General features: G+C 70.5%; 23 protein-coding genes and 1 pseudogene. 14 read left to right on the top strand and 10 right to left on the bottom strand.

What is annotated here, in order from left to right:
* Position 1: 1 nt before the first annotated feature.
* Positions 2–1,336, bottom strand: coding sequence for a hypothetical protein (locus tag QT196_RS04065; RefSeq protein WP_266734878.1), 1,335 nt, complete (start codon positions 1,334–1,336; stop codon positions 2–4).
* A gap of 298 nt (positions 1,337–1,634) precedes the next feature.
* On the opposite strand from QT196_RS04065, the gene QT196_RS04060 reads away from it, so the two are divergent.
* From QT196_RS04060 to QT196_RS04020, 9 genes are read left to right on the top strand one after another with little or no spacing between them, the layout of a single operon-like run.
* Positions 1,635–2,048, top strand: a complete 414-nt coding sequence (locus tag QT196_RS04060) for an ATP-binding protein (RefSeq protein ID WP_248001016.1) — start codon at positions 1,635–1,637, stop codon at positions 2,046–2,048.
* Positions 2,049–2,067: 19 nt separating this feature from the next.
* Positions 2,068–2,280, top strand: coding sequence for a hypothetical protein (locus QT196_RS04055; RefSeq protein WP_168477599.1), 213 nt, complete (start codon positions 2,068–2,070; stop codon positions 2,278–2,280).
* Between the two features lie 59 nt (positions 2,281–2,339).
* Positions 2,340–3,359, top strand: coding sequence for a thymidylate synthase (locus QT196_RS04050; RefSeq protein ID WP_168477597.1), 1,020 nt, complete (start codon positions 2,340–2,342; stop codon positions 3,357–3,359).
* Entirely contained in the window at positions 3,356–3,913 is a 558-nt protein-coding gene (locus tag QT196_RS04045) for a nucleoside-diphosphate kinase (RefSeq protein ID WP_248001015.1), read from the top strand. The genes QT196_RS04050 and QT196_RS04045 overlap by 4 nt, the downstream gene beginning before the upstream one ends.
* A 28-nt stretch (positions 3,914–3,941) precedes the next feature.
* Entirely contained in the window at positions 3,942–5,132 is a 1,191-nt protein-coding gene (locus QT196_RS04040) for a radical SAM protein (protein ID WP_168477595.1), read from the top strand.
* Positions 5,129–5,731 carry a 3'-5' exonuclease gene (locus QT196_RS04035; protein ID WP_168477593.1) on the top strand — a complete coding sequence of 201 codons (603 nt, stop codon included), beginning with the start codon at positions 5,129–5,131 and terminating at the stop codon, positions 5,729–5,731. Before QT196_RS04040 ends, QT196_RS04035 begins: the two co-directional genes overlap by 4 nt.
* Positions 5,728–6,321 (top strand): AAA family ATPase, encoded by a 594-nt coding sequence (locus tag QT196_RS04030; RefSeq protein ID WP_290354352.1) that lies wholly within the window; start codon positions 5,728–5,730, stop codon positions 6,319–6,321. Before QT196_RS04035 ends, QT196_RS04030 begins: the two co-directional genes overlap by 4 nt.
* Positions 6,318–7,097 carry an aldo/keto reductase gene (locus QT196_RS04025; protein ID WP_266734888.1) on the top strand — a complete coding sequence of 260 codons (780 nt, stop codon included), beginning with the start codon at positions 6,318–6,320 and terminating at the stop codon, positions 7,095–7,097. The genes QT196_RS04030 and QT196_RS04025 overlap by 4 nt, the downstream gene beginning before the upstream one ends.
* Complete coding sequence (locus tag QT196_RS04020; RefSeq protein ID WP_266734890.1) at positions 7,097–7,636, top strand: hypothetical protein; 540 nt, start codon at positions 7,097–7,099, stop codon at positions 7,634–7,636. The genes QT196_RS04025 and QT196_RS04020 overlap by 1 nt, the downstream gene beginning before the upstream one ends.
* A 42-nt stretch (positions 7,637–7,678) precedes the next feature.
* Here QT196_RS04020 and QT196_RS04015 read toward each other — a convergent pair whose 3' ends face one another.
* Both QT196_RS04015 and QT196_RS04010 read right to left on the bottom strand, forming a co-directional pair.
* The gene (locus QT196_RS04015; protein ID WP_290354351.1) at positions 7,679–8,725 is read right to left on the bottom strand and encodes an acyl-CoA dehydrogenase family protein; all 1,047 of its coding nucleotides are present in this window, start codon (positions 8,723–8,725) and stop codon (positions 7,679–7,681) included.
* A complete protein-coding gene (locus tag QT196_RS04010; RefSeq protein ID WP_290354350.1) occupies positions 8,725–9,930 on the bottom strand; it encodes an acyl-CoA dehydrogenase family protein in 1,206 nt (401 codons plus the stop codon). The genes QT196_RS04015 and QT196_RS04010 overlap by 1 nt, the downstream gene beginning before the upstream one ends.
* A gap of 228 nt (positions 9,931–10,158) precedes the next feature.
* On the opposite strand from QT196_RS04010, the gene QT196_RS04005 reads away from it, so the two are divergent.
* Positions 10,159–10,941 (top strand): SDR family oxidoreductase, encoded by a 783-nt coding sequence (locus tag QT196_RS04005; RefSeq protein WP_168477587.1) that lies wholly within the window; start codon positions 10,159–10,161, stop codon positions 10,939–10,941.
* Positions 10,942–11,126: 185 nt separating this feature from the next.
* Entirely contained in the window at positions 11,127–12,284 is a 1,158-nt protein-coding gene (locus QT196_RS04000; RefSeq protein WP_168477585.1) for an acetyl-CoA C-acetyltransferase, read from the top strand.
* A gap of 139 nt (positions 12,285–12,423) precedes the next feature.
* Here QT196_RS04000 and QT196_RS03995 read toward each other — a convergent pair whose 3' ends face one another.
* From QT196_RS03995 to QT196_RS03980, 4 genes are read right to left on the bottom strand one after another with little or no spacing between them, the layout of a single operon-like run.
* A complete protein-coding gene (locus QT196_RS03995) occupies positions 12,424–13,497 on the bottom strand; it encodes a nitronate monooxygenase (RefSeq protein WP_290354349.1) in 1,074 nt (357 codons plus the stop codon).
* Positions 13,494–14,240 carry a CoA-transferase gene (locus QT196_RS03990; RefSeq protein WP_168477581.1) on the bottom strand — a complete coding sequence of 249 codons (747 nt, stop codon included), beginning with the start codon at positions 14,238–14,240 and terminating at the stop codon, positions 13,494–13,496. The genes QT196_RS03995 and QT196_RS03990 overlap by 4 nt, the downstream gene beginning before the upstream one ends.
* Positions 14,237–15,076 (bottom strand): CoA-transferase, encoded by an 840-nt coding sequence (locus QT196_RS03985; RefSeq protein WP_290354348.1) that lies wholly within the window; start codon positions 15,074–15,076, stop codon positions 14,237–14,239. The genes QT196_RS03990 and QT196_RS03985 overlap by 4 nt, the downstream gene beginning before the upstream one ends.
* Before the next feature lie 3 nt (positions 15,077–15,079).
* Positions 15,080–15,853, bottom strand: coding sequence for an enoyl-CoA hydratase family protein (locus QT196_RS03980; protein WP_168477577.1), 774 nt, complete (start codon positions 15,851–15,853; stop codon positions 15,080–15,082).
* Between the two features lie 82 nt (positions 15,854–15,935).
* Here QT196_RS03980 and QT196_RS03975 point away from each other — a divergent pair, with 82 nt between their 5' ends.
* The 3 genes and pseudogenes from QT196_RS03975 to QT196_RS03965 all read left to right on the top strand — a co-directional run.
* On the top strand, positions 15,936–16,769 hold the full coding sequence (locus QT196_RS03975) for an SDR family oxidoreductase (RefSeq protein ID WP_168477575.1): 834 nt from the start codon (positions 15,936–15,938) through the stop codon (positions 16,767–16,769).
* Positions 16,766–17,683: an SDR family oxidoreductase gene (locus QT196_RS03970; RefSeq protein WP_168477573.1), complete on the top strand. Its 918-nt coding sequence runs from the start codon at positions 16,766–16,768 to the stop codon at positions 17,681–17,683. The genes QT196_RS03975 and QT196_RS03970 overlap by 4 nt, the downstream gene beginning before the upstream one ends.
* A gap of 85 nt (positions 17,684–17,768) precedes the next feature.
* A pseudogene (locus tag QT196_RS03965) lies at positions 17,769–18,149 on the top strand (SAM-dependent methyltransferase); the annotation flags it as partial.
* A 68-nt stretch (positions 18,150–18,217) separates the two neighbouring features.
* Here QT196_RS03965 and QT196_RS03960 read toward each other — a convergent pair.
* The 3 genes from QT196_RS03960 to QT196_RS03950 all read right to left on the bottom strand — a co-directional run bounded on the left by QT196_RS03960 (position 18,218) and on the right by QT196_RS03950 (position 21,253).
* Entirely contained in the window at positions 18,218–19,648 is a 1,431-nt protein-coding gene (locus QT196_RS03960; RefSeq protein WP_266734906.1) for an MFS transporter, read from the bottom strand.
* A 182-nt stretch (positions 19,649–19,830) separates the two neighbouring features.
* On the bottom strand, positions 19,831–20,622 hold the full coding sequence (locus QT196_RS03955; protein WP_290354347.1) for a uracil-DNA glycosylase: 792 nt from the start codon (positions 20,620–20,622) through the stop codon (positions 19,831–19,833).
* Positions 20,623–20,692: 70 nt separating this feature from the next.
* Complete coding sequence (locus QT196_RS03950) at positions 20,693–21,253, bottom strand: hypothetical protein (RefSeq protein ID WP_168477568.1); 561 nt, start codon at positions 21,251–21,253, stop codon at positions 20,693–20,695.
* Positions 21,254–21,369 lie beyond the last annotated feature (116 nt).

Genomic DNA, 21,369 nt, shown 5'->3' with positions numbered 1-21,369 from the left:
GTCAGCTCTCGATAGCCAATGGTGCGGCAGCTCCCAGTTTGTGTGCTGCTGCCGCCGCACTGAACTCCTCGATGCGTTCACCGAGCGTGCTCGCTTCGGCTGCACCAACGAAGTCGGGATGGCAAAGCCCGGAACGCACTGCGGCCAGGCGTTCCAGCGTCCCGGCCCCACGCCATTCGGTAGGCACGGAGAAGACAGGCTCAAGAGCTTCATGAGCGCCGTCGAGTTCGCCGCGAAGCAGCCGGGCGCGGGCGAGATCCACGGAAGCCTGGGTGGAGACAAGCAGTGGTCGCTGGTCTTCTGGCCTGCTGCTCAGAATACGCAGGGCACCGATTGCTGCTGTCTCAGCGCCCTCAGCCTCGCGCATCAGCAGATAGGTAGTGGCGTTGCTCATAGCCACACGGTCGCTCGGGAAGCCGAACTCGCCACCGATGTCATCGTGAAGCTCATCTCGTGCCCCCGTGTTCTGCTCAAGAGCACGGCGTACGGCACACTCTGCCGCCCGACGATCCCCCAAGTGCCCGTAGGCGCGACCTTCGATGACGGACAGGCGTTTGCGAGCAGTGTCGCCGATCCCTCCGAAACTCTGCGCAGTGTGAACGAGCCGGACAGACTCCGAGGGACGACCGCCCCAGTACGCCAGGAAGGCGAGCGCACCGTGAGCGTATGCCTGGAGCGGGCCGTGCTCAATGACCTGACCGTAGAGTGCTGCGGTTCGCGACAGCGACACGGCAGCAGGAAGAGACCCCAGATCGAAGCAGACCGCTGACAGAAGGGCAGCGGACTGTCCTGCTGCGAGGTACCCGCGCGTCCGCTGGCGGGGTACTTGGGTCCTTTCCAGCAAGGACTGGGCAATGTCCAGGAGTTCCTTGGCGCGCCGGTAAACCTCGATCGGCGACGTGCGATTGTAGCCGCGGGCCAGCGCCACGACATCGTCGTTGAGTTGGTCGAGCGTCATGTCCGGAACGCTGAGAGAAGCAGCGTCACCGGCATGTGCGGCAGCATCCCGAGCAGTCATCGCAAGTTCACTTTCGTTGAGCGCAAGTACGTGATTCGCAGGCGCATCCCGGGGCAGCTCGGTCGGCGGGTCCAAGAGCAGGCGTGCGGTGTACCCGAACATGTGCTCCAAAACCTGCGGCGCAGGCTGGTTCGGGAGTCCCTTGACGCGCCCTGAGGTCCATCGACGGAATGTCTGCTCCTCCACCGTCGCGGTAGAAGGGGGCTCACCGGCTGCTGTGGATACTTCTTGGGCGGCCTTCTCGTAAGCCCGCCTGAACACGTCGTACGTCCATCCCCGCTCCTGAACCAGCACTTGGAGCAGTGTCCGCGCGTTCATGGCCGATGTTCCTTTCCAGCCGATCCGTTAGTGGTCGGTCCCCTAGCGGCTGGGGCCCACAGCCACTATTGCCCAACTTGAGGCAGCGATAGAGACCTTGAGGGCAAGTGAGGCCCAGATGACGTGTCGGTGATACCCGTGTCACCCGGTGTTGTACGAGGTGGCATCTGTCGTGACATGGCGGTTCCTTCGCGGCGACGACAATCTTGGTCTCCCCCCGCCGTCCCGGATTCGCGTCTCGAAAGGGCCGGCGCAGGTCCGTCCATTGGGGAATCGGCGTCAGGACGATGGAGGAGCCATGGCCGTCATGGCAGAAGCAAGCACTCAGCAGTACCGACAAGAGCTGACCGTTCAGCCGCAAAACCTCGAACGCATACGCCGGATCGTCGGCGCGTACCTCCGGTACTGGGGCCGGGGCCAATTAGTCGAACGTGCTGCCATGTGCGTTACGGAGCTTCTTTCCAACGTGCACAAGCACACCGGATCAGCTGCTTGCGTTCTCCTCCTCCAGATCACGCCTTCGGGTGTGCGCATCGTCGTCAGCGACGAAAGCCAGGATCTCCCTGTCGTCCGTGAACCGAACTGGTTCGCCGAGAGCGGGCGGGGAATGTTCCTGCTCAGCAAGACGGCCGACGCTTGGGGCGCTGAGCCCACCTCGGACGGCAAGCACGTTTGGTTCGAGATCCGGGCCTCCAACAAAGGGGCCGCATGAACATCACATCGACTCGGGCGTGGCTCTGCCCGCCAGCGAGGCGTACGACTACGAAGGCGTCCGTGCGCGCCTGGCAGACCCGGACCTCGCCGACGCCGGCGTCGTGGTCGCGCTCCTCGCCCTCGTCGGTCGGCGCGCCGCCGGCTCGCCTCGTCAACGGACTCCACAGCCCGGCCCCGTCGCTGACCAACGAGCTCAGCCCATCAACTCCCACCCGCTGAAAGGTGCGTGACGGCCCTGATGGCGGGCGGGCGCACCACCCGCTCAGCAACCACTACCTCTGGAGGCAACGTGCTCACACCGACCACGTTCCGCAGCGTCGAAGGCGCCTACCTGGCGCTGCTCAGGCTGGCGACGAAAGAGCCCGAGCACCAGATCACCGCGCGCGGCAACGACGCGCGTGAGGTGGTCGGAGTCCAGTTCCGGCTTCCCGACCCCCGCCAGCGACTGCCGTACCTGGCGGTGCGCAGGGCCAACCCGGTCTTCCATTTCGCCGAGGCGCTCTGGTACCTGGCCGGCCGCCGGGACCTGGAGATGATCGGCTACTACGCGCCGTCGATGCGCTCCAGCTCCGCGGACGGCGTCAACCTCGGCGGCTCCGCCTACGGCTACACCCTCTTCAACCCGGCCTCCGGCGACACGGTCTCGCCGTTCGACCGGGTGCTGGAGCTGCTGCGCACGGAGACCGACAGCAAAAGGGGTTACCTACCGGTCTTCTCAGCCACTGAGCTGGCCGTCAGCGACAACCCCGATATGGCGTGCTTAGCCGGACTGCATCTGCTTGCCCGCGGTGGAAGCCTCCACATGGTGTGCAATATGCGAGCCAACGACCTGGACTGCGGTCTGCTGTCCGACGTGTTCAGCTTCACGATGATCCAGGAGTACGCGGCCGTACAGCTCGGCCTGGAGCTGGGGACCTACACGCACACCATCGGCTCGGCGCACGTCAACGACCGGAACGCCGAGCGCGTCAAGGAGGTGCTGTACGAGGCCGATGCCCGGCGCCACCCGCAGCACTTCCCGTTCCCGGCGATGTCGGCCGAGACCACGCCGGCCACCATCGCGCGGGTCCTGGAGCACGAGGAACTGCTGCGCACGAACCAGGCCCAGTACACCGCGGAGGACGTCGCGGGCCTGGACGTGGACATCTACTGGCAGCAGGCCGTGCTGCTGTTCGAGATGTACCGGCAGATCGAGCACGAACAGGCCGAATCTGTGCGCCGCGATGTGCTGGATGCGCTGCACCCCGGTCTGCGGTGGCTCGTCGGACGCCGCTGGCCGGCCTGTGTCACCGCCGGGGGCGAGCAGTGAACCGGAAGCCGCCGAGCGGCGGCGTGGTCGAGGGAGTCGACTTCGACCGCTGGTCGGTCGTCCTGTGCAAGCCGGACGCGGTGGGGCGCGGGCTCGTGGACGCCGTGCTCGAACGGATCGCCGCTGCTGGCGTGACCATCAGCAGCCGCCGGGACCTCACCGCGCAGGCGTGGCAGGCCCACGTCCACTACTGGGATCTGCTGGTGGACGCGGACTGGTTCCCTGACCGGGACATCCCGGCATGTCTGGACGCCATGTACGTTGACCGGCCCGTCACGGTCGCGCTCGCCTATGGCGAGCCCGGCTTTCACGGCCGACTGCGGCAGGCCCTCGGGCACTTCGACCCCACCGAGGCCGCGCCCGGCACGATCCGCGGCGACCTCGGCGACGACAGCCTCGAAGCCGCCCTCGCCGAGAAGCGGCTTGTGCGCAACCTCGTGCACACCTCGGACGACGCCCAGGCCGCGCGCCGTGATTTCGGCACCTGGTTCGGTGCCGGCCGCCGCGAACTGCTGGCGCACGTCCCGCTCCAGACCACACCCACTGACGCGTGACTCCCTTCGCCCTGCTCTGGAGGACCATATGAACGTCCCCGTAGCCCCGCACGGCCGCGCTCTGCCGATCTTGTCCCCGCAGAAGATCCGCGGCCTGAAGCCGTCGCTCGCCGACGTGATCGAGTACCGCAAGTCCGGCCTGAGCCTCAACTGGATCGTCGGCTGCCCGCTGGAGTGCGGGTACTGCGTCCGGCACCTCTTCGAAAATTTCGAGATGAAGGTGCCCCGGCGCCTCATGAGCGATGAGGAAGCCGTCGCCAGCCTCGTCCACCACAAGTACTTCGAGCCCCACCGCACTCCGATTCAGCTCCTGAACCGCGCCACGGACCCGATGCTGCCCGTCGTGAAGCCGCACGTGTTCAACGTGCTCCGGCACCTGGACGACCAGGGCCTGACGAATCACTTGTTGATCATCACGCGCTGGCGCATCGAACCCGAGGACTGCGCCGTACTCAACTCCTTCAAGAACCTGCGACTGACCCTCCTGGTCACTCACTCAGGCATCGACAACGAGAAGATCGAGCCGGTCGACTCCAACATCGCCGCGACCAGCCTGCGCACCCTGTTCGACCACGCCGAGCGGTACCGCACCGTGCTGTACTGGCGGCCGATCGTCCCCGGCCTCAACGACAGCGACGCGCACCTGGAGCGAGCCCGCGAGCTGTCCGCCCAGGCGCACGCCACCGTGTTCACCGGGCTGTTCTTCCGCAAGGAGATCGCCGCCTACTACGAGGCGCACGGCCTGCCGCTGCCGTACGAGGACACGGCCCGACGCAAGATCATGCCCCAGGCGGCCGAGAAGCGAATTCTCGACTCCTTCCACACGCCCGAACACGTCACCGCCCCCTGGGGAGCACTTTTCCGCAAGACGAGCTGCGCCGTGGCCTACTCCCACGGCGAGGCCGACTACAACGGCCACTACGGCATCAGGGAACTCTGCAACATCTGCCCCCGAGAGCAGCTAGCCCTCTGCCGACGGGCCTGGCGCAAGCCCGACCTAGCCGAAGTTACCGAGGACGCGCGGGAACTCGGCGCGACGGGCACGGTGGAGGTCACCGAGCGCGCCATCATCGTCGAGGGACTGGACGAACCGCCGCGCTACTTCCTCCAGCACGGCTACGGCTACCAGTGCCACGACCGCGCTAAGCCTCACCACCACCGCCAGCACGGCCGAGCCCCCATCGGCTGGAAGGCGGAGAACGGAACCACGACCGCATGAACTTCTCCTCCTGGCCCGCGCTCTTCGTTGTGGATGTCGAAGGCAACGGCACCAACCCGCCCGACTTGGTTGAGGTCGCCGCCCTTCCCGTATGCGACGGGCAGCCGGACAAGGGCACGGCGGGGGCGTGGCTGACCAGGCCGCGTCGCCCAGTCACCCCGGTGGCTGCTGGTATCCACGGCCTGACCAACGAGCGGTTGGCGAACAAGCCGGGCTGGGAGGAGATCGCTGATCAGGTCCACGGGCTCCTGGGCACGTCGTGGATCTGTGCCCACAACGCGCACGTCGACTACAAGGTCCTCGCCGCGCACCTCCCGCAGTGGCAGCCGGCCGGAGTGCTCGACACGCTCCGGCTGGCCAGGGCCACCTACCGCGGCCTGCCGAAGTACTCCCTCGACGCCCTCATCGAGCACGTCCAGCCGGACCTGGCCCACGCCCCGGCCCAGCGGCACCGGGCCACCTACGACGCCTACGCCACGGCGCAGCTCCTGATCGCCATGGCTGCCCACTACGACACCTGGGACCAGCTTGTCGCCGCGGCCGTGCCGCCCGGCCTGCCTGGTGCCCCCGAACCAGCAAAGGACCCCACGCTGTGGTGACACAGAAGCCCGTCTGCATCGGAGTGCTCGGCACCCACTCCACCGGCAAGACGAAGCTGTTGCGGCGGATCGAGATGGAACTGCGCGGCCACGGGCTCACCGTGGCCCGCACCGGCCGCCTGGCCAAGCGCGCCGCCGGCATCGGTCTGCCCAAGATGCAGCACCACACCGTCCAATCCACGGAGTGGATCATCACCCAGGGCATCGCCGACGAGATCGCCTGCGCTGCGCAGGGCGCCGACGTCGTCCTCGCCGACCGCGCCGCCTTCGACGCGCTGGCCTACCTCCGCGCCGCCCTGGAGCACCGCGGTGAACGCCTTCCCAGGCTAGAGAATGAGCGGCTGTTGCTCCTAGCCTCGACGCAACTCCCAAAGTACGAACTGCTCTTGGCCACCGTGCTGGATGAGAGCGTGCCGGCCGATGCGAGCCACGACTACGACGCTGGATACCGCCGCCTGGTCGACCGCCACACACACGGCCTTCTGGCCGGCGAGCAGATCCCGCATCGGCGGGTCACCAGCGACTCCGGCAGCCAGACAAGCGCCGTCGAGAGTGCCCTTCAGCTCTGCCTCCGGGAGGCCGCCGTATGACCTCCACGCCGCCCGCGGGCACCATCACCATCGCCGGAAAGGCCCTCTCCCGGCTCGGAATCGGCACCATGCGCCTGACCGGCCCCGGCACCTGGGGTGACCCCGAGGACCGAGACACCGCGCTCAGCGTCCTTCGGCAGGCCGTGCGCACCTACGGCATCACGCACATCGACACTGCGGACGCCTACGGTCCCCACACCGTCGAGCACTTGATCAAAGAGGCCCTGTACCCGTACTCGGAAGATGTGCTGATCGCCACGAAGGTCGGCCTGCTCCGCCCCGCCCCGAACGTGTGGGTACCGCACGGCCACCCCGCCTACCTCCGGGCCTGCGTCGAAGCCAGCCTGCGCCGCCTCGGCGCCGAGTCCCTGGATCTCTGCTACCTCCACCGCATCGACCCGCAGGTACCGATTGCCGACCAACTCGCCGTCATGCAGGCCCTACAAGACGAAGGCAAGATCCGGTACATCGGCCTGTCAAAGGTCACCCCCGAGGACATCCGCATGGTGAGCAAGGAACTCACCGTCGCGGCCGTGCAAAACGTCCTGAACATGACCGACCGCTACGACCCCGCGCTGGAGCTCTGCCGGGAGTTGGGTATCCCATACGTTCCCTACCGGCCGTTCAACGCTGGCAGCCTGGCCCGTGACAACGGAGTCCTCACCCCGCTGCACTGGCTGCTCAACCTCGGAGATCATGTCGCCCCGATCCCCAGCACCAGCAAGCCAGCGCATCTCGAACAGATCGTGGCCGCCGCGACGGTCGGGGCCCGCTGATGCCGACGATCACGGCACTCCTCACCTCGACTGAACGCAGCAGCGCACCGTCGCGGAAAACGGCCCCGTACGAGAACTGGCGACCGCCGGTCATCGGGGTTTCCTTACTCGTCCCGGTGGGGCCTGACGCTGTCGTGGTCGCTGACCTCCTCGGCAGCATCACGCTACCCACCGGATTAGTGCAAGACGGGCAGACTCCCGAGCAGGCCGCGCAGGACCTTCTTCGTGGAGGTCCAGGCGAGCTACTCATCCTGCGCCGCGTCGCCCTGGCCTGGCAGCAGACGCGCCGCAGGAAGGTCATCACGCACGTGCTGGCGACTGCGCCTCCGACCCGCGCGGCCGTCGGGCACCTGGCCTACCGCGACCCTCGGGCGAACGTGCGCGTTCTGCCCACCATGCGCGTTCTCAAGGACCTCAACGAAGTCGGAAGGCTACGGGCCTTGGTTGCGCTACAGGCCCTCGCCACCGGCGAAACGGCATATATCGAAGGGGGAGTTGTGCACCCCTCCGTACCGCCAAGCCTCACTCAAAGCACATGACGGCGTCCTCGGAGAGGCACGCAAAGGGGGCCCGCCCCCGTCTCACCCCGTGAGGACGCGGGCGCGGCAGGCGGCCGGGGTGCCCCAGGCGTCGCGCAGGGGGCGGGCCTTGCGTATCCAGAGGGAGAGGTCGAGCTCCTCCGTGTAGCCGATGGCGCCGTGCAGTTGGAGTGCGGTGCGTGCGGCGGCGTACCCGGCCTCGCCTGCCGCGACCTTTGCTGCCGCCACCTCCCGGCCCGCTGACGGGGCGCCGGCCGCCAGCGCCAGGGCCGCCGCATGGACCAGCGGCTGGGCGAATTCCAGACCGATCAGGGTGTCCGCCAGCCGGTGTTTGACCGCTTGGAACGAGCCGATGGGCGAACCGAATTGGGTGCGCTGCTGGACGTAGGAGACCGTCGCCGCCAGCAGGGCGCGGCCGAGGCCGAGGGACTGGGCGGCGGTGAGCAGCCGTGCGACCTCGACGGCGTGTGCGGCGGCCGCGGCCACCACGGGGCCCCGCACCAGCACCGTGCCGTCGAGCGGGCGGGCCAGACGCCGGGCCGGGTCGAGGGAGGACTGGACCGGGCCGTGGGTGTCCGTACGGGAGACCGTGTCGCCCTGTATGACGAGGACGGCATCGGCGGCGTCGGCGTCCAGGGCGTACCGGGCCGGGCCGTTGGCGTCCAGGGCGTAGGTCGGATCGGCGGCGTCCGCGTACGGGGCGTACGGGCCCGCCCCGGCGCACAGGCTGAGGACGGCCCCACCCGAGGCGATCCGCGGCAGCCATTCCTTGGCCTCCGCGTCCGCCCCGAGACGTTCCAGGAACGCGGCCGCCGCCACCGTCTCCACCAGCGGACCGGGAACGGCGTGTCGTCCCAACTCGACATAAGAGAGGGCCAGTTCGACCGGCAACAGCCCCGACCCGCCCTGCTGCTCCGGAACGGCGAGCCCGAACACCCCCGTCCGGGCGATGCGCTTCCACAGTGCCCGGCCCGGCTGGTGGTCGCCGGCCGCCCAGGCGCGGGCGACGGCCGGGGTGCCGGACGTGCTCAGCATGCCGTCCAGCGAGTGCGCGAACTCCCGCTGCTCGTCGGTCAGGAGGAACCGCATCAACGGCGTCCCTTCGGCAGGCCGAGCAGTCGCTCGGCGATGATGTCGCGCTGGATCTCGTTGGTGCCGGCGTAGATCGGACCGGCGAGCGAGAAGGTGTAGCCCTCGGCCCAACTCCCTTGTGAGGGCGCCTCGTCGGCGTCGTCGGCGAGCATTCCGTACGGGCCGAGCAGGTCGAGGGCGGTCTCGTGCAGGGCGAGGTCCAGCTCGGACCAGAAGACCTTGTTCAGGCTCGACTCGGCGCCGAGGCCGCCCGCTTTCGGCTGGGCGCGATCGGGGGCGGTCCCCTCGTCGGCGGCGAGCCGGGAGGCATGGGCGTAGGTGAAGAGCTGGTAGGCGCGGGCGCCGATCAGGGCGTCGGCCACCCGGTCGCCGAGGGCCGGGGCAGTCCCCTCGGGGGCCTCGTGCCACAGGGCGGCCAGTCGCTCGGCGGCCGCGGTGAAGCGGCCCGGACTGCGCAGCGTCAGACCGCGTTCCTTGCCGGTGGTGCTCATCGCGATGCGCCAGCCCTGGCCCGGCTCGCCGATGACGTCCGCGTCGGGCACGAAGACCTCGTCGAGGAAGAGTTCGGCGAAGGCGGGCTTGCCGTCGAGGCGGCCGATGGGGCGTACCGTCACGCCCGGCGCGTCCAGCGGGAACATCAGATAGGTGAGCCCCTGGTGCGGCCGGGCGGTGTCCGGGTCGCTGCGGAACAGCCCGAAGGCGCGGTCGGCGAACGCGGCCCGGGACGACCAGGTCTTCTGCCCGCTCAGCAGCCAGCCACCGTCGGTCCGTACGGCGGCCGAGCGCAGCGAGGCCAGATCCGACCCCGCCTCCGGCTCCGACCAGGCCTGCGCCCAGATGACCTCGCCATGTGCCATGGGGCCCAGCACGCGGGCGCGTTGCTCCTCGGTGCCGTGCTCGAACAGGGTCGGGGCGAGCAGGCTGATGCCGTTCTGGCTGACCCGTCCGGGGGCGCCCGCGGCGTAGTACTCCTCCTCGAAGAGCAGCCACTGCCAGAGCGAGGCGGCCCGGCCGCCGTACTTCTCGGGCCAGGAGACGACCGACCAGCGGTCCGCGGCGAGTTGGCGCTCCCACTCCCGGTGGGCGGCGAACCCTTCCGCGGTCTCCAGTGACGGCAGCGGGGTGGTGGGTACGTGGCCGGCGAGCCAGGCGCGGGCCTCGGCCCGGAACTCCTCCTCGGCGGCGGTGAATTGGAGGTCCATCAGGCGTCCCCCTCCGAGGGTGTCCAGGGGAGCGGCCCGGCGTGCGGGGGTGTCTTGTCGTGGGCAGCGGGCATCGCCATCGCGCTCCTTCTCTAACAAGTGTTTGGTAGGTTAACGTAGCGCCATGAGCAGCGTCGAGGCCCCACCGCTCGCGAGTGCCCGCGCTGCTCCGCGACCGGATCGCCCGGACCCGGACCGGCCTGGAGACCATCCGCTGGAGGCTCGCGTATGACACCGCCCCCGTACGTGCCCGGCCACCATCTGCTCGACGGCCGGACCGCCGTCATCACCGCGGCCGCCGGAGCCGGAATCGGCGGCGCCACCGCCCGCAGGTTCCTGGAGGAGGGCGCCCGTATCGTCATCGGTGACGCCCATGAGCGCCGGCTGAAGGAGAGTGCCGCGGCGCTCGCCGCGGAGTTCGGCGTGGGAAAGGTGGCCGCGCTGCCCTGCGATGTCACCGACGAAGGCCAGGTCAACGCCCTGCTGGAGCTGGCGGAAGAGCAGCATGGGCGGCTCGACATCGTGGTCAACAACGCCGGGCTCGGCGGCACCGCCGACCTCGTCGAGATGACCGATGAGCAATGGAGCAAGGTGCTCGATGTGACGCTGAACGGCACCTTCCGCTGTACCCGGGCCGCCCTGCGCCGGATGCAAGCCACCGGCGCGGGCGGCGTGATCGTCAACAACGCGTCTGTCGTCGGCTGGCGCGCGCAGCGTGGCCAGGCCCACTACGCCGCGGCCAAGGCCGGGGTGATGGCGCTGACCCGCTGTGCCGCCATGGAGGCCGCGGCATTCGGCGTCCGCGTCAACGCGGTCTCGCCCAGCCTCGCCCTGCACCCGCATCTGGTGAAGGTGACCACCCCCGAGCTGCTCGCGGAGCTGACCGAGCGGGAGGCGTTCGGCCGCCATGCCGAACCCTGGGAGGTCGCCAATGTCATCGTCTTCCTGGCCGGCGACTACGCCTCGTACATGACCGGGGAAACGGTGTCCGTCAGCTCGCAGCATGCGTGAGCCACGGTGGCCGGACCCGGACCCGGACCCGGACCCGGACCTGTACGCGCCCCCGCCGGGCTCCCGGGCCCGGCACTGCCCGGGCCCGCCGTACGGCCTCCAGGAGTTCGCCGCCCGCGCCCGCCGGCGGCACCGCCTTGCGGAATCGACCGGCACCTCCGCAGAATCTGACCAGGGAGACCACCATGTCCGAGGCCTACATCGTTGACGCGGTCCGCACCCCGGTCGGCAAGAAGGGCGGCGGGCTCTCCGCCGTCCACCCGGCCGATCTGGGAGCCCATGTACTGACGGCGCTGATGGCACGCACCGGCGCCGATCCCGCGGCCGTCGAGGACGTGGTCTTCGGCTGCCTGGACACGGTGGGACCGCAGGCCGGGGACATCGCCCGGACGTGCTGGCTGGCCGCCGGGCTGCCCGAGGAGGTGCCGGGCGTGACGGTGGACCGCCAGTGCGGCTCCTCCCAGCAGGCCGTCCATTTCGCGGCCCAGGGCGTGCTCTCCGGCACCCAGGACCTGGTGGTCGCGGGCGGCGTACAGAACATGTCGCAGATCCCGATCGCCTTCGCCAGCCGCCAGGCCGCCGCCCCGCTGGGACTGACCGACGGCCCGTTCGCCGGCTCGGAGGGCTGGCGGGCCCGCTACGGCGCGGCGCCCGTCAACCAGTTCCACGGCGCCGAACTCATCGCCGCCAAGTGGCAGATCTCCCGCGAGGAGATGGAGGAGTTCGCGCTCCGTTCGCACCGGCGGGCCGTCCGCGCCATCGACGAGGGCCGTTTCGACCGTGAGCTCGTCGCCTACGGGGACGTCACCACCGACGAGGGGCCCCGGCGCACCACCTCGCTGGAGAAGATGGCCGGGCTGCCGCCGGTCGTCGAGGGCGGCCGGCTGACCGCGGCGGTCTCCTCGCAGGTCTCCGACGGCGCGGCCGCCATGCTGCTGGCCTCCGAGCGGGCGGTGGCCGACCACGGGCTCACCCCGCGCGCCCGTATCCACCATCTGTCGGTGCGCGGCGAGGACCCGATCCGGATGCTGTCCGCACCGATCCCGGCGACGGCGTACGCGCTGAAGAAGGCGGGCATGTCGATCGGCGACATCGATCTGACCGAGATCAATGAGGCGTTCGCGCCCGTGGTGCTGGCCTGGCTGAAGGAGACCGGGGCCGATCCGGAGCGGGTCAATGTCAACGGCGGCGCGATCGCGCTCGGCCATCCGCTCGGCGCGACCGGTGTCCGGCTGATGACGACGCTGCTGCACGAACTGGAGCGCACCGGCGGCCGGTTCGGGCTACAGACCATGTGCGAGGGCGGCGGCCAGGCCAATGTCACGATCATTGAGCGGCTCTGACGGGCCCCGTACGACCACCCGCCGCCTCCGTACGGCGATCCGCCGCCCCCGTACGCCGACCGCTGCCCCGTGCCGTGGCCCGGCCGGAACCCGTTCCAGCCGGGCCGCCGCCACGACCCGCTCAGCCCCCACGATCCCCTCAGTCCGCCGCCCCCATCGGCAGCCCCGCCAGTGCCCGGCCCGCCTCGGCCATGATCCGGTCGACGAGGTCCGCGCAGGACGGCAGATCCTCGATCACCCCGGCGACCTGGCCGGACGCCATCACCCCGAGATCGGTGCGCCCCTCGACCATCGACGCCTTGAGCAGCATGGGGGTGTTGGCCGCCAGCAGGACCTGGCTCCAGGAGAGGTCCTTGCCGTGTTTCATCGCCAGACCGTCGCGGACCATCTGAGCCCAGCTCAGCCCGGACAGCTTCCTGAACGACGCGGCATGGCGCACCGCCCGGAGCAGCGCGGCGGCGCGCCCGGACCGCTCCAGCGTCTCGACCAGCTCGCTGCGCAGCATCCGGTGCGGCAGCCCGTCCACCTTCGTGGTGACGGTGATGTCCTTGGCGGCCGCCGCCAGATAGCGGGCCTGGACGGCCGGCGGCACGGTGCTGTCGGAGGTCAGCAGAAAGCGGGTGCCCATCGCGACCCCGGCGGCACCATAGGCCAGCGCCGCGACCAGACCGCGGCCGTCGAAGAAGCCGCCCGCGGCGATCACCGGGATATCGACGGCGTCCACGACCTGCGGGAGAAGTACGGTCGTGGCGACGTTCCCGGTGTGCCCGCCGCCCTCCCCGCCCTGGACGACGACCGCGTCCGCGCCCCACGCCGCGACCTTCTCGGCATGGCGGCGGGCCCCGACGGACGGGATGACGACGACCCCCGCGTCCTTGAGCCGGGCGATCAGCTCACGGGAGGGGGCCAGGGCGAACGAGGCGACCCGTACGCCCTCCGCCACCACGAGCCGCACCCGCTCCGCGGCGTCCCCCGCGTCCGCCCGCAGATTGACCCCGAAGGGTGCGTCCGTACGGGACTTGACCTCACGGACCGCCGCCCGCAGCTGCTCGACGGTCATGGTGGCCGAGGCGAGGATGCCCAGGGCGCCCGCGTTGGCCGCGGCCGACACCAGCCGGGGCCCGGCCACCCACCCCATGCCGGTCTGCACCAGGGGGTGGCGCACCCCGACGAGCCTGGTCAGCGGCGTCTCGATCCCGGTGGTGGCCGTCATGCCGGCGGCACCTCGCGGTCGCGCAGCCCGTCCGGGTCGAGGACCGTCCGGATCAGGCGCAGTTCGGTGGCGGTGGGCTCCCGGGTGAACGGCAGCGCGTCGGGCCGGGCGAGCGGGAACCCGGTGGCCGTCTCGACCTCCTCGGCCGTCACCCCAGGATGGACGGAGGCGAGCCGCATGGCACGGTCCAGGGTCTCGAAGTCGAGGACCGCGAGGTCGGAGACCACGCGCGGAATGCGGTGGTAGCGGGTCGCGGACGGACCGGCGGCGGCCGCGCTGTCGTAACCGACGCCGCTGATCATGTCGACCTTCTCGACGAAGACCCGCCGGGAATGCTTCGGCACCCAGTAACTCACCGGATTGTTGAGCGTGTTGACGGGCGCGCCGCGTACCCCGAGGAGCTGGCGGGCGGGCTGCTGCCAGTCGCCGATGCAGGAGATGTTCTGGTTGCCGAAGCGGTCGAGCTGGCTCGCGCCCATCATCACATGGCGTCTGCCACCGGTGACCATGGTCAGATGCCGGCGGTACGGCAGCCAGCCCTCGGGCGCCCCGTCGAGGCCCACCAGCGTCGCCTCGCCGTCGGTGAGCAGCAGATCGGGCGCGAAGGTGTGCTTGGCGAGCCGGGCGCCGATCGACGGGATCAGGCCCATCGGGCTGGCGAGCACCTCGCCGTTGTCGCGCCAGGCGTCGGCGCAGGCGATCACGCAGTACTCGGCGCGGGTCGTGGTGGTGGTCCGGCTCACGTCTGCTCCTCGTGCCAGGTCTCGACCGCGGACTGGTAGCTCTTCTCGTCCCCGCGCAGGAACCGCTCGGCGAACTCCGGCCAGGGCGTGGTCGCGTACAGCTTCTGGAAGGCCTCGTCCCGGCCGTAGTCCGGGACACAGGAGGTGAAGTGCGCGCCGTAGGGGGCCTCGACGACCCCGGTGACCGTGTGCCGGTTCACCAGCAGGGTCTGCGGGGCCGCGGCGGCGAAGTCGTCCACCAGCCGCTCGCAGGAGAGATACGCGCGGTCCGCGGCCTCGCAGAACAGATCGTCGAAGTACGGGTCGGGGCCCAGGTACTGGCCGTTGCCCAGGCGGTCGGCACGGTTCAGATGGACCAGCGCGGCGTCCATGCGCAGGGCCGGCACGGCGACCAGGGTTTCGCCGTCCTCGTACGGTGAAGTGACGGTCCGCAGGCCGGGGTTGACGCGCATCACATCCGAACCGAGACCTGCCCGAACGGGCAGGAACGGCAGCCGGTTGGCGGCCGCGTGCAGGCCCCACATGAACATCGCCTCGTCGATCTCCATCAGCTCGAACGCCCCGCGCTGCCGGGCCGCGCGGAAGTGCGGTTCGAGGGGGATCGAGTCCAGCGTCGCGAACGCCGCGACCAGCTTGCGGATCCGGCCCGCGGCGGCGAGCAGGCCGACATCGGGACCGCCGTACGAGATCACGGTGAGATCGGTGATGTCGGAGCGGAGCAGCGCCCGCACCAGCGCCATCGGTTTGCGGCGCGATCCCCAGCCGCCGATACCGAGGGTCATCCCGCTGCGCAGCCGGGCGACGACGTCCTCGGGCGTCATGGTCTTGTCGGTCATCGCTCAGCCCTCCCTGTCCGGTGCGCCGTGCGGCGTACCGAAGGTGTCGCGGACGCGGTCGGCGACCCCGCTGAGGTTCGCCTCGAAGGTGAAGCCCTGCTCGAAGCGGTAACTGCGCCGCACGTCGACGGGGTCGATGCCGTTGAGGGCGGCCTTGGCGAGCCGGAGGAGACTGCCGTCCTTCTGCGCGATCTCGCGCGCCAAGTCCCATGCGGCGTCCAGTAGTTCGGCGCGTGGGACGACCTTCCAGACCGACCCGTGCGCATGCAGTTCGGCGGCGGTGGCGGTGCGCGAGGTGTAGTAGAGCGCGCGCATCAGATGCTGGGGGACCAGGCGCGCCAGATGGGTGGCCGCGCCGAGCGCGCCGCGGTCCAGCTCCGGCAGCCCGAAGGTGGCGTCCTCGCTCGCCACGATCGCGTCCGCGTTGCCGACCAGGCCGATGCCACCGCCCAGACAGAAGCCGTGCACCGCAGCGACCACGGGCACCTCGCAGCCGTACACCGCCGAAAAGGCCTCGGCGCAGCCGTGGTTGGCGCCGATCAGGATGCCGTGGCCGCCGGCCGCGGTGTCCCGCTGCATCTCCTTGATGTCGACGCCCGCGTTGAAGCCGCGGCCGGTGGCCGTCAGGACGACACAGCGGATGCCGGGGTCGTGGCCGGCCGCGCGCACCGCGTCGGCGAGGTCGTACCAGCCCTGTACGGGAAGGGCGTTGACCGGAGGGAAGTCGACGGTGATGACGGCGATGCCCTTGTCCGGTGTGGAGGTGGAGACACCCATGAGGCGATCAGCTACCTTTCCACCAAGCGTTTGTTAGGTAGCGAAGCTAGCAGCGGATCGCGCGCTGCGGGAGGGGTGCCGAATGAGCCTGACCCTCGATCTGACCGGACGGGTGGCCGTCGTCACCGGCGGCACCCGGGGCGTCGGCGCGGGCATCGCCCGGGCGTTCCTGCAGGCCGGCGCGGAGGTTGTGGTCTGCGCCCGACGGCCACCGGACACCCCCGTCACCGCGGCCGGCCGCACCGCGCACTTCCGCCCCCTCGACCTGCGCGACCCGGCCGCCGTACGAGCCTTCTTCCCGCAGGTCGCGGCGGCGCACGGCGGGCTGGACTGCCTGGTCAACAACGCCGGGGGCACGCTGTACCGGCTGCTCGGGCAGACCGCAGCCGAACGGCACACCCGGGTCGTCGAACTGAACCTCCTCGCGCCGCTGACCGCCTCGCTCGCCGCGTACGAGGTGCTGCGCGACCGGCCGGGCGGCGGTTCGGTCATCATGATCGGCAGCGTCAGCGGCACCCGCCCCTCGCCCGGCACCGCCGCCTACGGGGCGGCCAAGGCCGGCCTGGACCACCTGGCCCGCTCCATGGCCGTCGAATGGGCCCCCGGGGTCCGGGTCAACACCCTCGTCCTCGGCATGGTGCGCACCGAACTCGCCGCGCTGCACTACGGAGACGAGGCCGGCATCGCCGCCGTCGGCGCCACCGTCCCGCTCGGCCGGCTCGCCGAACCCGCCGAGATCGGCGACGCCTGCGTCTTCCTCGCCTCCGACCGTGCCGCGTATCTGACCGGCGCCAGCCTGCTCGTCCACGGCGGCGGTGAGCGCCCCGCTTTCCTCGACGCCGCCACCGTCAACCACCCCACCTCGCCCGAAGTCCCCGAGGAGATCCGCCATGACGGAACAGGAGACCTGAGATGACCGGTAACGGAATCTGCACGGGACGCGTCGCCATCGTCACCGGAGCGGGCCGCGGTCTGGGCCGCGCCCATGTCCTGGCCCTCGCCGCGGAAGGAGCGGACGTCGTGGTGAACGACCTCGGGGTGGCTCCCGACGGAGCCGGCGCCTCGGCCGGACCGGCCCAGCAGGTCGCCGACGAGATCCGCGCACGCGGCGGCCGGGCCGTCGCCCACACCGGCGACATCACCACCACCGACGGCGCCGCCTCGCTCATCACCACCGCCCTGGACACCTTCGGCCGCCTCGACGCCCTCGTCAACAACGCCGGGTTCCTGCGCGACCGGATGCTCGTCAACCTCGATGAGGACGACTGGGACGCCGTCATCCGGGTCCATCTCAAGGGCCACTTCCTGCCGTTGCGGCACGCCGCCGCGCACTGGCGCGCCGAGACCAAGGCCGGCCGTACGCCCGACGCCCGGATCATCAACACCGGTTCGGGCGCCGGGCTGCTCGGCAGCGTCGGCCAGGGCAACTACTCCGCCGCGAAGGCCGGCATCATCGGCCTCACCCTCGTCGCCGCCGCCGAAATGGCCCGCTACGGCGTACAGATCAACGCCATCGCACCGGCCGCCCGCACCCGGATGACCGAGCGGACCTTCGCCGCGACGATGGCGGCGCCCGCCGACGGGGAGTTCGACGCGATGGCCCCGGAGAACGTCTCCCCGCTGGTGGTCTGGCTGGCGTCCGCCGGCAGCACCGGCGTCACCGGCCGGGTCTTCGAGGCCGAGGCGGGCCGGATCACCGTGATGGAAGGCTGGCGCCCCGGCCCCACCGCCGACAAGGGCAGCCGCTGGACCCCCGCCGAGGCAGGCGAAACCACCAGGAAGCTGCTGGCCGACGCCGAGGCACCGGAGCCGGTGTACGGGGCACGGTGAGGGGTCGGGTGGTCGCGAACTACCCGAGGAGAACGGGCGGTTGGATTCCTCCCGGCGGATCATGTGCACACTAGGCTGCGCCGACCTGGAGGACTGGGGGCCGACGCTGGCCGAGATGCGGCGCGTGCTCAAGCCAGGCGGCCGGCTGATCATGTCGGTGCAGCACCCGTTCGTGGACTACGCGATCCAGGACCCTCGGCCCGACTACTCCGCGACCACCAGCTATACCTCCGAGTTCATGTTCAGCGGGCAGTCCGTCCAACTGAGACTCTGGCGCAGGCCGTTGCATGCCATGACCGATGCCTTCACCGCCGCCGGCTTCCGCCTCGCCGTCATCAGTGAGCCGCAGCCCGACCCGGCCGGCCGTGAGCTGTTCCGCGACGACTTCGATGCCCTTTCGGGCAAAATCGGCTTCCTGTTCTTCGTCGTCGAGGTGCCGCCGCTGGGTACCGGCTCGGACGAGTAGCCCGTAGCGGGTCACGAGCGGAGTCGGAGCGAGGCGACGGTGCCGTGGAAGATGTGGGCGCGTTTCCGTCAGGCAGCGTCCTCCACCGCCACGGCGTGCGCCCGCAGCCGTGGGCGGCAGATGGCGAAGAGGCCGAAGGCGCCGAGGAAGGCCAGTACGGACGTGCCGCGCAGGACGGCCTCGATGGCGGGGCCGTCGGCGGCCGCGGTGGTGGGGGAGCCGCTGACGGCCTCCAGGACCGTTGCCGCGATCGTTACGCTCACCGCGCCGAACAGCACCAGCGACGTCAGGACCAGGCCCGATGCCGCGCCGGTCCGCTCCGCGGGGACATGTGCCTGGGTCGCCACATTCGTCAGCGCCCACCCCAGTCCGATGCCCACTCCGCAGATCACGAAGACCACCGCGTACCAGCCCAGGGGCCGCACCCAGGTCAGTGCCAGCAACCCGGCGCCGCTGGTGAGCATGCCGCAGGCCATCAGGGTCTCGGCATGCCAGCGCAGCGCCAGGTGCCCGGCCTGGTAACTCGCCGCTCCGACGCCGCAGGAGAGGGCCAGGAAGATCACCCCTGCCTGGGTCGGCGTCAGCCCCCGTGCCTGCTGTAGATAGAGCGCCGAGAGCACTGCGATCAGGCAATAGACCACATTCGACAGCGAGCCCGCGAGGGTGATCACATCGAACTTCACATTGCGGAACAGCGACAGCTCGATCAGCGGCTCCGGCGCCCGCCGCTCCACCGCCACGAACAGCACCAGGAAGGCGACCCCCAGCGCGAAGGTGGCCAGTGTGGGTGCGGAGGCCCACCCCCAGCCCGGCCCCTGGTCGACGGCGAGCATCAGACACGCCAGGCCGAGGGCGACGGTCGCCGCGCCGGGCAGGTCGAGACGGCGGGTCGCCTGTTCGTCGCGGCTCTCGGGGACGAAGCGCAGCACCAGCAGGGTGGCGGCCAGGCACACCGGCACATTCAGCAGGAACACCGCACGCCAGCTGACGTGTTCGGCGAAGACACCCCCCACGAACGGCCCGAGCGCGGTACCGATGGAACTGAACGCGAGCACCGTACCGACCGCGGGCCCCTGCCGCGCGTCCCGGAAGTAGCTGGTCACCACCGCCACGGACACCGGGAAGATCAGCGCCGCACCGGTCCCCTGCACGACACGCGCGCCCACGAGCCAGGGGGCGTTCTGCGCGGCGCTGCACACCACGGACATGACGGCGAACACGATGAGGCCGATCACGATGACCCGCCGTCGCCCGTGCACATCGGCGGTCCGGCCGCCGACGATCATCAAGGCGCCGATGGCCAGCATGTATCCACTGATCAGCCACTGGAGGTCGGTCGATGAGGTCCCGAAGTCCCGGGCGATGACCGGCAGCATCAGATCGAGCGCGAACCAGTCCATCTGCACGATCAGCATGGACAGCGCGGCAGCGGCGATCACTGCCCGGTCCCGGCGCGAGAAGGAGCCGACCGATGCGGACTCCTCGACCTTATTCGCCACGCGCACTCCTCTGCGTTCCGCGAAAGCGCCGAGCGGTCGCGTCTGGGTCTGCGTCTGCGTGTGCGGCTGCGTCGTGGCTGGTCGCGCAGTTCCCCGCGCCCCTTCGGGCGCACCGCTCGCCGGTCCGCGCACCGTTCTGCTCCAGAATAGAAGTGGGTGTCCCGGGCCGCACGGCGGCGGAGTCAGTCCGCTGACGGTGTCAGGCCCGCGGCCTCGGCGGCGTCGGCGAGCAGCTCGATGAGCATGTCGGAGGTGAGCCGGCCGGTGAACGTATTGCGCTGGCTGGGGTGGTAGCTCCCGAGCACCTGGAGTTCCCGCCGCCGGCCGGTGGCGGGCAGGGTCAGCCGCACCCCGTGGCCGAACGCGGGGCGGGGCCGGGGGAGTGGCCACCCCGTTTCGCCGAGTACGGGCAGCAGCGCCTGCCAGCCGAAGGCGCCCAGGGCCACCACCGCGCGCAGGCCCGGGCTGAGGAGTTCCAGCTCCGCCGACAGCCATGGCCGGCAGGTACGGCGCTCGGCGGTCGTCGGCCGGTTCTCCGGCGGAGCGCAGTGCACCGGCGCGGTGATCCGTACCCCGTACAGCTCCAGGCCGTCGTCCCGGTCCGTCGCGGTGGGCTGCGAAGCGAGGCCGACCGCGTGCAGTGCGGCGAACAGGAAGTCGCCGGAGGCGTCCCCGGTGAACATCCGGCCGGTGCGATTGCCGCCGTGTGCGGCCGGTGCCAGGCCGACGATGGCCAGCGCCGCGTCCGACGGCCCGAATCCCGGGACGGGGCGGGCCCAGTACTCCTGGCCCCGGAAAGCCGCGCGCGGCTGTGCGGCGGTCTCCTCGCGCCAGGCCACCAGCCGGGGGCAGGCCCGGCAGCGGACCAGCTCTGCGTCCAGCTCCGCGAGCCCGCCGCAGCGCCCCGCGTGATAGGCGGGAAAGCCGCTCTCGTCCGTGCCCGGCGGTGATCCCTCGGCCCCGGTGTCCTCCATCCCTCCACGCTAGAGGACCCGAGACCCGCAGCCGGTGTCTCCTCGCCATGACTGCCCGGACGGTACGGCGTCACCACGGGCGCGACCTGCGCCACTCCACTTCTTCCGGCGTCATCGGGGCGAGGATGTGGTAGACGTCGCCGACCCGCAGATCGTCCGGTGTGGCGTACTTTCCATGGGCCCGGATGACGGTGATGGATACCTGCGAGGTGGGCTGCCAGTAGACGCGGTAATAGGGCGCCTGCGAGGGAAAATCCGGAACCTCCACGAGGGGGGTGCCGCGCTTCTCCAGAAGCCTGCGGAGTTTCTCGAAGCGCAGCCGGCGGTCGAACCGCCCGTACCGGGAGCGGAGCGTTTCCCCGACGGCCTTTCGGCCCTGCGTGAGCCGGTGCACCTGGAGGGTGAAGTGGTGGCCGGTCCAGGGCGCGTCGGCGGATGCGCGCTGCCAGGAGAACTCCGCCAGACCGTAGTCGCGCCACATATGGGGATCGTCGGAGTCGGTCGGGGGGTTCTCCGCGTAATCAGTTCCGAGGGCTTGGGTGACCTCGTCGGGCGAGGCGGTAGGCGGCGCGCCGAGCAGCGTTCCGCTGGTGACCACCTCCAGATAGAACGCGAGGGAATAGGGGGTCAACTGCCGCTCCTGGAAACGGGAAAGGGGAAATGGGAGCCATCATGACCGGCTGCGGAAAGTGCGCTGCCCCCGGCTCGCTCAGGCGCGTTACGGAGGCGGGGTGGATCGCTGCCATC

The sequence above is a fragment of the Streptomyces sp. P9-2B-2 genome, assembly GCF_030406865.1.
In the GTDB taxonomy this organism is placed as follows: domain Bacteria; phylum Actinomycetota; class Actinomycetes; order Streptomycetales; family Streptomycetaceae; genus Streptomyces; species Streptomyces platensis.
This window is presented reverse-complemented; position numbering and strand designations above follow the sequence as displayed.